This window comes from Psychrobacter sp. Arc9, from assembly GCF_041431295.1.
GTDB lineage: Bacteria > Pseudomonadota > Gammaproteobacteria > Pseudomonadales > Moraxellaceae > Psychrobacter.
Genome location: NZ_JASMRK010000003.1, coordinates 121,316 through 135,271 on the forward strand (window position 1 = coordinate 121,316; position 13,956 = coordinate 135,271).

Consider the following 13,956-nt stretch of genomic DNA (forward strand, 5'->3'; position numbering starts at 1 on the left):
ATTAGCGAGCTCCTACACGGCGCGACAGTTTCCACTGCATGATATTAATGGTCAGCAGGATGACAAATGATATGAGTAGCATAAATAATGCAACCGCAGAAGCACCTTGAATATCAAACTGCTCAAGTTTACTGATAATGATAAGCGGTAAAATCTCAGACTGCATCGGAATATTGCCCGCGATAAAGATAACCGAGCCATACTCGCCAGTGGCGCGGGCAAACATCATACCTGCACCCATCAGCAAGGCTGGCAATAACTCCGGCAAAATCACTTTACGAAAAGTCGTCAAACGATTGGCACCCAATACGGCTGCGGCTTCTTCAAACTCTACTGACAGCTCAGCAAGTACAGGCTGTACCGCACGGACAATAAAGGGGAAACTAACCACAACTAAAGCCAGCCAAATACCTATTGGCGTAAAAGCGACCTGAATATCGAACTTGGCAAACCATTGACCGATCAAGCCATTAGGCGCATATAAAGTGGCAAGCGAGATACCTGTAACGGCCGTTGGTAAGGCAAATGGCAAATCAACTAAGGCATTAATCAGTGACTTACCCCAAAAATCATAGCGGACAAGTACCCATGCGACCAACGTCCCAAATACCATATTGGTCAGCATCGCCAAAAACGACATCCATAAGCTCAGCTTAATAGCGGCAGTGACTTGTGGCTGGGTAATGGTTTCCCAAAAGCCCGTCCAACCCATCTGCGTTGTGGTATAGGCCATCATGGCAAACGGTAGTACCACCAATAACGACAAGCTAAAGACAGTAATACCCATGCTCAGACCGAACCCGGGTAGCACATTGCGCTGACGCAAACGGGTCAGCCAACCTTTTTTATTGCCGGGCTTACTGGCAGAAGAAGATGTTGCACTCATAGTGATGTCCTATTGCCTAACTGATGGTACTTAGCGAGGGTGCTCACTGTAAGACCATTATTACCATTGTTATCAAAATTATTATTGGTCGGCTTATGATATAAAGGACATAGTGCGTACGACCATGTCCTTTATGGGGTGCTTCATGACTGACTGTACGAATAATTGAGTTAATCCGTTCCAGCGGTTAGCGCAGTAGCTGCTCTAAGTACTTAGCAAGTGATTACTGAGGCGCGTTAATTGCCAATTGGTCAAACACACCGCCATCGCTGAAGTAAGTGCTCATGATCTCATCCCACGTACCAAAGGCATCATTCGGGCGGAAAGTCTCAACTGGCGGTAATTTGTCACCGTTTTTGTCAAGAACGCTCTTAACGCTAGGACGTAGATATAGATTGGCCGCTAGCTGCTGAGCAGGCTCACTCCATAAGTAATCAAGGTACGCTTTGGCAGCGTCTGTAGTGCCTTTTTTATCTGTTACCGTCTTCACAACTGCTACAGGGCTTTCTGATTTAATTGAGTATTTTGGATAAACGATGTCTACTTGACCTGCGCCAAAATCAGTCGCTGCAAGGTTGGCTTCGTTTTCAAAAGTAACCAATACATCACCAATACCGCGCTGTACGAAAGTCGTTGTCGCGGCACGTCCGCCGTTTTCATAGACTTTGACATTTTTTAGCATGTCTTTTACGTAGCCTTTAGCTTTTGTTTCATCTTTATTAAAAGCATGTAGACCATAACCGTATGCACCTAAGAACGCGTAACGACCGTTACCCGTCACCTTTGGATTGGCCATGACAATCTCAACACCGTCTTTGGTCAAGTCTTCCCAGTCTTTGATATTTTTTGGATTATCTTTACGTACCAAAAATACGATCGTGCTGGTAAATGGCACTGCGTTGTCTGGGAATTTGCTTTCCCAATCTGACTCAACCAAGCCTTTTTTCTCAAGCAGCTCAATATCAGACCCTTGGTTCATGGTGGCAACATCGGCTTGTAGACCGTTGGCAACAGACAATGCTTGCTTACTTGAGCCGCCGTGTGACTGTTTGATTAGAATATTGCTGTCTGGATTTTCAGCTTTGTAGTGCTCAACAAACAACGGGTTATAGTCTTTGTAGAAATCACGTGCCACATCGTATGAGACATTAAGTAGCTCGATATTTTGCCCTTCTGTCGTTGCTGAACCATCAGCTGCGGCCTCAGTAGTCTCACTGTTGCTACAGCCAGCTAGACCAAGAGTCAAAGCAACGCCAGCAATACTCAAGGCACTAAGAGTTTTACTTTTCTGTTGATAACGAGCTACGTCTGTCATAAATACCTCAAAGATGTCTGTTGTGTAATGCAAGTATGCTAACAGCGCCATCTTATTATGTTTAATGATGAATATGCGTATGTTATTGCCAAAAGGGAATAACCAGTAAACAAAGCTAGACATATCAATAAGTTGTTAAAAGAATCTATATGTATAACTGACTGTTTGTTTATTGATGGTTTTAATACTGGCATGTGCCCTATCTACCTTGTCCGCGTTTTATTGAAAGCAGCTAAGATAGATAGCTATATAAACTGAGAATTAACGACTACTTCGTGGTTGCCAGCTGATCAAAACGGCCACCATCTACAAAGAAAGCATCCATAATCTCTGCCCATGAGCCAAACACAGCCACAGGTTCAAACGTTTCAATATCAGGCAAGGTGTCTTTATGAGCAGCTAGGATTTTCTCATCACTTGGACGCATGTACATTTTTGCCATGAGCTCTTGGGCAGGTTTGTCCCATAAACCTTTCAGATAAGCACTGGCTGCTTCCGTCTTACCAGATTTTTCAGTCACTGCCGTTACGACTGCTACTGGGTTGGCAATCACAATCGAATAGCTCGGGTATACGATATCAACGTTACCCTTTGCAAATTGCTGGGCAGTTAAATGTGCTTCGTTTTCGGTCGTGAGCAGCACATCACCTAGGCCACGCTGAGTAAAGCTGGTCGTTGCAGCGCGCGCCCCATTGTCATAAGTGACCACGTTTGCCAGCAGCTTTTTGATAAAGTCATTGGTTTTTACAGGGTTTTCATTACTGCTTTCTTTGAATTGGTGCAAACCATAACCATAGGCACCCAAGAAGGCATAACGCGCCGTGCCACTGGTTTTCGGGTTCGGGATGACCACATCGACATCATTACGTGCCAAATCTGACCAATCTTTGATATTTTTTGGATTACCGGCGCGAACCAGTAGCACCATAGTGCTGGTGTACGGCACGGCATTATTTGGTAGTGCTTGTTGCCAGTCAGCAGCGACCAAGCCTTTCTCCACCAACAGATTCATATCGCTCTCTTGGTTAAAGGTCACCACATCCGCTTGCAAACCGTTGGCAACAGAAAGCGCCTGCTTACTAGAGCCGCCATGTGACTGATTGATATTTACTTTGCTATTTGGGTGAGTCTTCTGATAGTCGGTACTGAATAAAATGTTGTAGTCTTTATAAAAGTCGCGCGACACATCATAGGAAACGTTGAGTAGATTGACATCTTGCGTCTCGCCACTGGCATTATTTGGCGCGTCATCTTGCGTCGCTTCTGTTGGACTGCAGCCTGTCATCATTATCGCTGCTGCAAGCATACCGCTGGTGGCAAGTACACGCGCTGTCGTCTGTTTATAGTTTATTGACTGGATGCTAGCAATGCTGATTTGTTTGAATTTTTTTTGCATGATGCTCTCGATAAAAGTATTAGAAGCGTTTGTCAAAATCTTGACCATCATCACAGGGCCTACAATCTTTTGAGTTCGGTTGTCGGGATGATGCAAGCTATGCTAGCAGCATAAATAGCAAACGCTTAGTGACGAATTAGCTTATCGACTAGTGAAGTTGGCATAAGTGGGGCTAGCAATCGTTTTACAGCATCAAGCATAAAACGAGGTAAATAACTGCTGGCAGGTTTATTAAGTAGACTATGATTTGGGTAGGCTGTACCATTATTTGTACGTCATAAAGTTTGCTGTATTAATGATATTTTTATTATCCCGCTACTATGTAAACCTTACCCTCCTACTTGAAAAGGCCCTTATATGAATACTTCATACCATCAATTTCGTTCTATTGTAGGGCTAATAATAATGACCGCTACCCTAGCTGCTTTAACAGGCTGTAATAGTATGTCGCCCACTGTGAACAGCGATAGCCACAGCAAGGTCAAATCAGTTGCCAGTACAACATCTGCTTTGCCAGCTATTCAAAATAATGATTTGGGTGACAATGTCTCAGCAGACAGATTTCCAATAGATAAAGTTTCAACAAACAAGGTTTCAGCGGATTACGCTACTGCCGACTACGACAAACGAGCACAAGGCTATGATTGGGTTGGCGTGATGGTACGAGCAGATGGTGATCGACAGATTGACATTAAAGTTCGCTCACGCAGCGATATCAAAAAACCTACTTGTCACTTCGATGGTAAGGCAACACTCATGGGGCAAGATACTGCTCACGGTACGATTTTCCAGGCAAAGGTAAATGGCAGCACTGCTTTTTTCCAATTTAAAGACGACTCCCTCATCATCGACAGCCCAGATAAGTATGCACTGAACTATTTTTGCTCAGGTGGCGGCTCGCTTGCTGGAGAATATAAAAAGCTGGCAACAAATTTGGAGATTTAATAGACAGCGCTAACATGAGTTAAGGCGTGTTTTTCATTTCAAAAGTAGTGATAAAAACAAAAAGGTGCCAGACAATAAGTCTGACACCTTTTTTACGACTGGCTTAGTACAAGTTTTTTATACTGATGATCTGCCCTTATACCGCAGATGCACCCGTTAATTTAACTTCAGTACGCTCTTCTTTTGCGATACCAGCATAGTAGTCACGCAAAATTTGTAGTACTTCTGGACGGCTAAAGTTTTCTGGTACATCTTCGTCTTCTGATAGTGCTTTACGCAGCTTAGTACCTGACACTTTAACGTGCTCAGACGCGTCATGTGGGCAAGTCTTATCAGAAGCCATCGCATTACAAGCATTACACCAGAACGTCCAGCCAATTTTGAGCGGTTGGGTGATAAGATCATCTTTACCAACGTGTTCAAAAATAGTTTGCGCATCAAACGCACCGTAGTAATCGCCGACACCCGCATGGTCACGACCGACAATCAGATGGCTACAGCCATAGTTTTGACGGAATAGCGCATGTAATAATGCCTCACGTGGGCCAGCATAGCGCATATCCAACGGATAGCCTGCTTGTATAACGGTATCTTGTCTAAAGTAGTTGTCGATCAAGGTTTTGATGGCTTCTTGACGAACTTCTGCTGGGATGTCGCCAGGTTTCAATGCGCCTAATAATGAATGAATCAGTACACCATCACAGATTTCAATCGCAATCTTGGCCAGATACTCATGTGAGCGGTGCATTGGGTTGCGCGTCTGGAATGCCGCCACTGTTTTCCAGCCTTTAGCATCCAAAATTGCGCGTGTTTCTGCTGGCGTTTTGTAGATTTCTGGATATAGTGCTGGGAACTCACCTTCGCTTAATACTTCAACGCTACCGGCAATATTGATGGCTTCTTGGCTCAATACTTGCTGTACGCCCGGATGCTCTGAATCCGTGGTCGTGAATACTTGCTGACACTCATGTTCTTTATCGATGGTATAAGTCTCTTCTACCGTCAAGATACCCATGACTTCGCCATCTTGAGCGACCAAGGCTACTTTGTCGCCTTGACTCAAATTATCCGCAGTTTCTTTTGGCGCAGACAAAGTGATAGGAATTGGCCAAAACAAGCCAGCGTTTTCACCGCTTTGCAGACGCATGTTGTCTACCACGCCCTGCCAGTCCGCTTGATTCATAAAACCATTTAACGGAGTAAAACCACCAATACCGAACATGATTAAATCACCACGCTCACGTGAGCTTAGAGTGATGGTCGGCAATGTGCTGGCAAGCTCTAATGCTTGATCACGTGCTGCACCGTTTAATAATAGTGGCTTAAGCTCTGCACTACCATGTGGTGGAACCAGCTTTGATTTGAATTGTGATTGGGTTTGGCTTTGAGTTTGAGACATATAGTTATTAAAACCTCTTATAAAAAGAATGGTTGGAAGAGATGAGCAAAAATGCAAAAGCGATTAAATGTACAAAACTGAGAAGAAAGCCGTCGCTAGATAATAAGTAGCGTACTAGCGACTGGGCATTAAATTTGATACGCATAGGCTACCTAACTTTCGTTATGAAAATTTATGCTGTGTTTGGATATGGATATGTCTGAAAGGAATTTATGTTTCTGGCTACAAGCTTATATGATGTATAGCTGAATTATTTACATTGCGAACGGCAATAAAACCTATTACACACGCAAATCATTTTCGTCGCTGATTTTAAGATTAAAAACAAAACTGAGATTACGTCATGTATCAATATAATTACGCTGACCAGACTTTGGTAGAGGAACGAGTTGCCCAATTTCGCGACCAAACCGAGCGGTTTTTGGCAGGTGAGCTTGCCGAGGAGCAGTACTTACCACTGCGATTGCAAAACGGCTTGTATATCCAGCGTTATGCGCCTATGCTCCGTATCGCCATTCCTTACGGCTTGCTTGCCAGCTATCAGCTACGCAAATTGGCCGAGATTACCCGTAAGTATGATAAAGGCTATGGGCACATGACCACCCGTACCAATATTCAGCTGAACTGGCCAAAACTAGAAGAAGTGCCAGACATTTTGGCTGAGCTTGCGACAGTACAGATGCATGCCATCCAAACCTCAGGTAACTGTATCCGTAATACGACAACGGATCCTTATGCGGGTATCCATAAAGAAGAAATTGCTGACCCACGCCCTTATTGTGAGATTATCCGTCAGTGGTCAACCTTCCACCCTGAGTTTGCCTTTTTACCACGTAAATTTAAAATTGCAGTCATCGGTACCGAAGCGGATCGAGCTGCGACGCAAGTCCATGATGTGGGTCTGCACGTCGTTACCAATGACGCAGGCGAGCTTGGCTTTGAAGTGATCGTTGGTGGTGGCCTCGGGCGTACCCCTATTATCGGCAAAACGATTCGCAAGTTCTTACCGCGCGAGCATTTACTCAGTTATCTTGATGCGGTTTTGCGCGTTTATAACTTGCATGGTCGCCGTGATAACAAGTACAAAGCCCGTATTAAAATTTTGGTTGATAGCTTAGGCGGCGATCAGTTTGGCAAATTGGTGGAGGCTGAGTGGGAAGCACATACTAAAGATGGCCCGCTTACCTTGACTGAAGAGAATTTTGACACCGCTGCTAGCTACTTTAGCATGCCTGATTATCAGTCATTTGATGCGCTCGCAGTACAATCAGAGTTACAAGCACAATTGGCAGACAATAAAGATTTCGCTGATTGGTATAAGCAAAACACCGTGGCACATAAGGTGGACGGTTACCGTGCGGTAGTGATCTCTTTAAAAGCCGGACTGGTGGACGGTCGTTATGTGCCATCAGGTGACTTGAGTGATGCGCAAATGGATGCGCTTGCCGATTTGTCTGATCGTTATAGCTTTGGTGAATTGCGCGGTACGTATCAGCAAAATCTGGTATTCGCTGATGTGCAAACCAATGAGCTTTATGAATTGTGGCAGCAGCTATCAGATTTGCATTTAGCACGCGCCAATATCAATACCTTAACCGACATGATTGTCTGCCCAGGTTGGGATTATTGCTCACTGGCCAATGCGACTACGCACAATATCGCTGAGCAAATCGAAAAGCAGTTTGATGATTTAGATTACTTGTATGATCTTGGTGATATTCGCCTAAACATGTCAGGCTGCATGAATGCTTGCGCCCATCATCACACAGGTGATATCGGCATCTTGGGTGTGGACAAAAAAGGCGAGCACTGGTATCAGATTAGCCTTGGCGGTAACTCTAGTAATGACGCCAAATTGGGCAAAATCTTAGGAAAAGCGGTGCCAGCGGATGATGTGGCCAGCACGCTACAAACCATTTTAGATGTGTATCTCGATATACGCGGCACTAACGAACAAGATGTTGAGGGTTTTGGTGACGTGATTGACCGCGTTGGTATCGCCCCCTTTAAGGAGAAGGTCTATGGCTAATCATCATGTGCTTGATAGCCATGGCGCAGACATCAGTGGCGAAGATACTTGGCAAGCGCTAGCGACAGCGCAGCTGCCTGACGGTATCGCGTTATCAAACCTGACCTTGCTTGAGCTGTTACACAAACAAGAAAAAGTTGATGTACTTGTCCCATTAGCAGATTTATTAAATGCTGATGGAAAACTGGCAAACGGTTTGCTAGAGCAAGTATTGGATATCCTCAAGCAGCACAGCAGCCGATTGGGTGTGTGGATCACATCCAACACCGATGCTGATGATCTGACTGATGTAAAAGAATTTTTATTGACGCAAGACTTGATCGTCATTCATGTCCCAAGTTTTGTGGATGGTCGCGGTTTTAGTTTTGCACAGACCCTGCGTCAGCTTGGTTATGAAGGTGATATTCGCATGGCAGGCGCGTTTGGTCGTGATCAAATCGCTTATTTGCTGCGCGCTGGTGCGACCAGCTTTGTACTCAATGAGCATGATGCTAAATCTGATATTAGCCAAGCCTTCACTGCCCTAGCCAGTAGCTATGATGGTCGAGACGCTTCAGCATTACCGATGTTCTCAAAAAACTGATTTTATTATTCACTATCAAATCGCTATTTTTATATTAACAATTATTAAGGAATGTATTATGAGCCAATTACACCCAAACCTAGATATCGACCAAGCAAACCAAGATTTGCAAGGTAAATCACCTGAGCAAATCGTTGAGTGGGCATTGACGCAAGCCAAAAACCCAATCATCACCACCAACTTCCGTCCTTATGAGTCAGCGATCTTGCATTTGGTTGCCAAGCAGCGCCCTGACATCACGGTATTGTGGGTAGATTCAGGCTATAACACCGATGCGACCTATCAATTTGCCAACAAATTGATTCGTGATCTTGATCTCAACGTTGTGACTTATATCCCAAAACAAACCGCTGCACACCGTGATTCAACCATGAATGGTATCCCAGGCATTGACAACCCGCAACATGGCGAGTTCACTGAACAAGTGAAACTTGAGCCATTCCGCCGCGCCCTTGCTGAGCTAAAGCCTGACGTATGGTTTAACGCGATTCGTAAAGACCAAACAGAATTCCGTCAAGGGCTTGATGTACTTAGCTTATCAAAAGATGGCGTATTGAAAGTAGCGCCATTGTTTGAAAAAACCGATGCAGATTTGGATGTATACTTAGATGAGCACAACTTGCCAAACGAGCATGACTACTTTGATCCAACTAAAGTAGAAGAAAGCCGTGAGTGCGGTCTGCACACGCAGTTGTAATTTTAGTGTTTTCTGAATGAAAAAAGCCCTTTCTTTAATTTAAGAGAGGGCTTTTTTCAGTTTTTCATTGGACTTAAAACTTTTTTTCTACACGTTTACCTTGTCTATTAATGTAGAACCATTCACCATCTTTTTTGACATAGGCGGTACCATCTTTAAAAGGATCAATAAATGGAATGTCATCATAGTCTAATTCAATTGCTACATCACCATTTTTGTCAATAAATCCATGCTTACCGTTATCATAGACAAGTGCTAATCCGTTAATGAAGGGGAAGACCATTGCATAGTCTAGCTCTTTGACTACTTGATTCGACCTATTAATGATCATAAACTTATCATCATTATTAACGACGGCTAAACCACCTGAAAACCAAGTCACACTATAATATTCAATGGGTATCACGATATTATTTAGCCTATCTATAAATCCGAACTTTTCATTTTTTTCAACCGCTGCTAGGCCTTCTGTAAAGGAAATAGTAGAATCATATTCATAAGGAATAACTAACTTATTATTAATATCAATGTATCCATACTTCCCTTCGTTCTCAACTGCAGATAAACCCTCATTAAAACCCATTAAATCATCGTACATTATCGGAATAATTATCTGTCCCTGTTTATCAATGACTCCTCTTCTATTATCTACCACAACCACAGCTAAACCATCTTCAAATGGATAAGTAAGGCTGTATTTGAGAGGTATAACAACTTCACCCTGCATATTAATGTATCCGGATAAGTTGTCCTTATGAACACTTGCTAGACCTTCTACAAAAGCAATTGGAAAGTCATACTGTGTTGGTATTTTTATCACACCTTGCTTATCGATGAATCCATACTTACTACCTTTTATTACGGGCGCGAGTTCACCATCAAACTCACAGTGTTCATCAAATACAACCCCATTTGGTAACTTATAACCTTCAGCCAACGCGCATTCTGCTAGTACATCTGAACTAACTAGCAACCCTAAAATAAGTCCGAAAAAGACAGTACTTGATTTTTTTAGTCTATTAAACGTATTGTTTTGACTCATTATGATGCCTTCATAATTGTTCTGAATTAAAAAATATAAAATTATGCCCTTCTAAACCTCTAGTACGCCTATCATATCTCATAAAATCTATTCCCTTTCTCACAAAAAACCATCATTAACATGACAAAAACGAATATACTAATGCCAATTCACTAGGTGAGAGTGTGCCTGTGATACCTCATAATGGCGACATTCCTTATATCTTTTCTACCTTTTATAATAAACAATTAAATATATGGTGACATTATGAACACCTTCCCGCTATTTTTTAAATTAGAAGACCGTAAAGTGCTTATCGTGGGCGGCGGCGAAGTGGCACTGCGTAAAGCGGACTTGCTCAGCCGTGCAGGCGCCTGTATCACTATACTTGCACCCGATATCAGCCACGAGCTACAAGCCTTACTCACTGACAGCAAACATGAATTTATCTATGAGAACTATAATAAAACCTATATGTCAGGCGCACGGGTAATCATTGCCGCGACTGACGATGAGACGCTGAACCACCAAATTCATGCAGATGCGACTGAGCTAAACATTCCAGTCAATGTGGTCGATACCCCGCATTTATGTGACTTTATCTTTCCAGCCATTATCGATCGCAATCCCATTGTGATTGGTATCTCATCAAATGGTAAAGCGCCAGTATTGGCACGTCTATTACGGGCACGCCTTGAGACATTAATCCCGCAAGGCTACGGAAAATTAGCTAAGCTGGCAGGTGAATTCCGCAGTGAGGTAAAAGCCAAAATACCCACGCTTACAGGTCGTCGTCAGTTTTGGGAGCGCGCATTTGAAGGCCAAGTCAGTCAGCTAATGTTCGCCGGTAATGAAACTGAAGCGACTGCACAACTGCAAGCTGATTTGGATAGTACTGCCGCTGCTATCAGTAAGAAAAGCGACGATACAGACTCGGTTAGAGAGTCAGATGCCATCAAGAACGTCGCACCGGATGAGTCAGAAAAAAGCTTACCAGCCGTTGGTGAAGTCTACATTGTGGGCGCAGGCCCTGGTGATCCAGAACTTTTAACCTTTAAAGCACTGCGTCTAATGCAACAAGCGGACGTGGTGTTTTATGATGCTTTAGTCTCACCGCAGGTCTTAGACTTATGCCGCCGTGATGCTGACAAAGTATTCGTCGGTAAAAAACGCAGCAATCATACGGTTGCGCAATTAGGCATCAATGAGCTACTCGTCAATCATGCCAAACAAGGCCGCCGCGTCGTGCGCCTAAAAGGTGGCGATCCATTTATCTTTGGTCGTGGCGGCGAAGAGATCGAAAGCCTGCGGGCACATAATGTGCCATATCAAGTCGTACCGGGTATCACTGCAGCCAATGCCGCTGCTAGCTATGCAGGCATTCCGCTCACTCACCGTGACCATTCACAATCAGTGCGTTTTGTGACAGGATTTTTGAAAGCTGGTGCACCTAACAGTAACTTTAAGAGTTTCTTAAATACTGATGAGACGGTCGTATTTTATATGGGTCTGCACTCGCTGGCACGTTTGACTGAAGGCTTGGTTGACGCTGGTCGTAGTAGCGAGACGCCGATTGCTATCGTCTCTAATGCGAGTATGTCCAATCAGCAAGTATTGACAGGTACGCTTGCAACGATTGTTGCCAAACAAGAACAAGCACAATTGCCAACGCCTGCCCTTCTCATCATGGGCGACGTGGTCAGCTTGCATCATGATTTGGCTTGGTATAATTTACAAAATCAGCAGCACAGTCAAAACAGCGATGATATAGCTAAAAATTGGTTGCGTGAAGGCTCAAGAGGTGAAGCAATCAAACAGCCCATAGATCAACAAGCTCATGCGCTATCGATGATTGCAAATCTTGCGACAAATTTAGGGGACGATCTAGAGCAGCTCATCATCGATTAATCTTCTGTGTTTTATTATTACCTGTACCGCAAAGCGACCCTGTCAATTATCTATTGGTAGGGTTTTCTTTTGGCAACAGAGAAAATCTCAACGATTCTTGCTAGAATGGAAGCTACCTAATTAATGTTCTGACGTTTAATGATAAGCCAAACTATGCCCCTATCTATTGCTTCTAAATATATCTCTGTTAGACCTTTGACCATACTGCATACCTCAGACTGGCACTTGGGGCGACGCCTATATGGGCGTCTTCGTTACGAAGAATTTGAGTCATTCCTGCATTGGTTACAAGACACCATCAGCGCACAAAAAGTAGATATATTGATTGTTGCGGGTGATATCTTCGACACCATGACCCCAAGCAATAAAGCCCAATCGCTATATTATGAATTTTTGGGTAAGGTCTCACGATCGTGTTGTCAGCATGTGGTTATTGTCGCAGGGAATCACGACTCACCAACATTTTTAGATGCACCCAGTCAGATGCTTAAGTTCTTAAACGTTCATGTGATTGGCACGGCTTGTGATGATTTGAATGATGAAGTATTAGTCTTGGGTGATGACGACAACAATCCTCATTGCATTATCGCCGCTGTGCCTTATCTGCGCGATCGGGATGTGCGTAGCAGTAGCGCTGGCGAGTCCGCAGATAGCAAAGACGCCAATGTTATCGCTGGTATTTGCGAGCATTATGACAATGTTGCAGACATTGCGAAGGCTAAGCAAGCCGACTTAAGCAAAACGCATCAGCGATATATTCCTATCGTTGCCACAGGACATCTATTCGCGTCTGGTGGTAAAACAACCGAAGATGATGGTGTACGCGAGCTCTATGTCGGCTCACTAGGTAAAATCTCTGCCGATATGTTCAATGATGGCTTTGATTATGTGGCACTTGGGCATTTGCACGTGCCGCAGCGTGTTGGCGGTCGTGAGAGTATTCGCTATTCAGGCTCACCTATCGCGATGGGTTTTGGGGAAGCTAAACAGCAAAAGCAAGTATTGCTGATACAGTTTGGTGCTGCAGAACATTTTAATAATGGCAACTCAGAGCTGAACGTCGCACCTGATAGTATTACTCCTTATGCCATCAATACAGCTGCTGATATTGAAGTCGTCAAAGTTCAAAAAACAGTAGAAAAACTGACAGAAAAATCCGCTAAAAAAGTGTCTAGTCAGGAACTGCCTTTCATGGATGACTTGTTTGGCTTTGATGAGCCTGCAGAAGATGAAGCAGTGGCACAATCTAATGCCATAGAAAATACTCCTGTTCAGCCTGAGCAATATAAAAGCATTCGAGAAACTTCTACTGACGCCGTGAATAGCAATAAAATTCTACATCGCGATGACGCTAATCAGATGCAAGTAGTATCCCTACCCATTCCAAAGTTCCAACAATTGGCGCAAATATCTGGTGACCTAACCACAATTGAACAAACCATTCAAGCGCTTACACAATCGGACTCTATTTGGCTAGAGATTGTCTATACAGGTGACGAAATCGTCAGTGATTTGCGTGAGCAAGTGCAAGCAATGGTAGAAGGGTTGCCATGTGAAGTGCTTAAGATAAAAAACACTCGTACTTATAATAAAGTCCTCAATCAGCAGCAAACATCTGAGAACTTGCAGGACTTAAATGAGATGGAAGTGTTTGAGCGCTGCTTGACGATAAATGATGTGGCTGATTCTCAAAAAGACTCATTGCGCGATGCCTATGGTCAGATACTTTATAACTTACGTCATGAAGACAAACAGGCAGAATGATATAAGTGACATA

Annotated in this window: 11 protein-coding genes; 6 read left to right on the forward strand and 5 right to left on the reverse strand. The window is 43.7% G+C overall.

Annotation, left to right across the window (positions count from 1 at the left end; genetic code table 11):
- Position 1: 1 nt before the first annotated feature.
- The 3 genes from cysT to QO187_RS02805 all read right to left on the reverse strand — a co-directional run bounded on the left by cysT (position 2) and on the right by QO187_RS02805 (position 3,507).
- Positions 2–886, reverse strand: coding sequence for a sulfate ABC transporter permease subunit CysT (cysT, locus tag QO187_RS02795; protein WP_102093572.1), 885 nt, complete (start codon positions 884–886; stop codon positions 2–4).
- Positions 887–1,109: 223 nt separating this feature from the next.
- Positions 1,110–2,201, reverse strand: coding sequence for a sulfate ABC transporter substrate-binding protein (locus QO187_RS02800; protein ID WP_102093604.1), 1,092 nt, complete (start codon positions 2,199–2,201; stop codon positions 1,110–1,112).
- 268 nt (positions 2,202–2,469) lie between these two features.
- The gene (locus QO187_RS02805) at positions 2,470–3,507 is read right to left on the reverse strand and encodes a sulfate ABC transporter substrate-binding protein (RefSeq protein WP_371547185.1); all 1,038 of its coding nucleotides are present in this window, start codon (positions 3,505–3,507) and stop codon (positions 2,470–2,472) included.
- Positions 3,508–4,002: 495 nt separating this feature from the next.
- On the opposite strand from QO187_RS02805, the gene QO187_RS02810 reads away from it, so the two are divergent.
- Complete coding sequence (locus tag QO187_RS02810; protein ID WP_371547081.1) at positions 4,003–4,542, forward strand: hypothetical protein; 540 nt, start codon at positions 4,003–4,005, stop codon at positions 4,540–4,542.
- Positions 4,543–4,678: 136 nt separating this feature from the next.
- Here the strand turns inward: QO187_RS02810 and sat are convergent, their stop codons facing one another.
- On the reverse strand, positions 4,679–5,941 hold the full coding sequence (gene sat, locus QO187_RS02815; protein ID WP_371547084.1) for a sulfate adenylyltransferase: 1,263 nt from the start codon (positions 5,939–5,941) through the stop codon (positions 4,679–4,681).
- Positions 5,942–6,284: 343 nt separating this feature from the next.
- Between sat and QO187_RS02820 the strand changes: the two genes are divergently transcribed.
- The 3 genes from QO187_RS02820 to QO187_RS02830 are packed head-to-tail and all read left to right on the forward strand — an operon-like array spanning position 6,285 to position 9,250.
- Positions 6,285–7,970, forward strand: coding sequence for a nitrite/sulfite reductase (locus QO187_RS02820; RefSeq protein WP_102093565.1), 1,686 nt, complete (start codon positions 6,285–6,287; stop codon positions 7,968–7,970).
- The gene (locus tag QO187_RS02825) at positions 7,963–8,553 is read left to right on the forward strand and encodes a DUF934 domain-containing protein (RefSeq protein ID WP_102093563.1); all 591 of its coding nucleotides are present in this window, start codon (positions 7,963–7,965) and stop codon (positions 8,551–8,553) included. The genes QO187_RS02820 and QO187_RS02825 overlap by 8 nt, the downstream gene beginning before the upstream one ends.
- 58 nt (positions 8,554–8,611) lie before the next feature.
- A complete protein-coding gene (locus QO187_RS02830; protein ID WP_058025150.1) occupies positions 8,612–9,250 on the forward strand; it encodes a phosphoadenosine phosphosulfate reductase family protein in 639 nt (212 codons plus the stop codon).
- Between the two features lie 73 nt (positions 9,251–9,323).
- Here QO187_RS02830 and QO187_RS02835 read toward each other — a convergent pair whose 3' ends face one another.
- The gene (locus QO187_RS02835; RefSeq protein WP_102093561.1) at positions 9,324–10,292 is read right to left on the reverse strand and encodes a WG repeat-containing protein; all 969 of its coding nucleotides are present in this window, start codon (positions 10,290–10,292) and stop codon (positions 9,324–9,326) included.
- A gap of 246 nt (positions 10,293–10,538) precedes the next feature.
- On the opposite strand from QO187_RS02835, the gene cysG reads away from it, so the two are divergent.
- Together cysG and QO187_RS02845 are read left to right on the forward strand one after the other, a co-directional pair.
- Entirely contained in the window at positions 10,539–12,179 is a 1,641-nt protein-coding gene (cysG, locus tag QO187_RS02840; RefSeq protein WP_371547088.1) for a siroheme synthase CysG, read from the forward strand.
- A 153-nt stretch (positions 12,180–12,332) separates the two neighbouring features.
- Positions 12,333–13,943: an exonuclease SbcCD subunit D C-terminal domain-containing protein gene (locus QO187_RS02845; protein WP_102093558.1), complete on the forward strand. Its 1,611-nt coding sequence runs from the start codon at positions 12,333–12,335 to the stop codon at positions 13,941–13,943.
- The last annotated feature ends 13 nt before the right edge of the window (positions 13,944–13,956 follow it).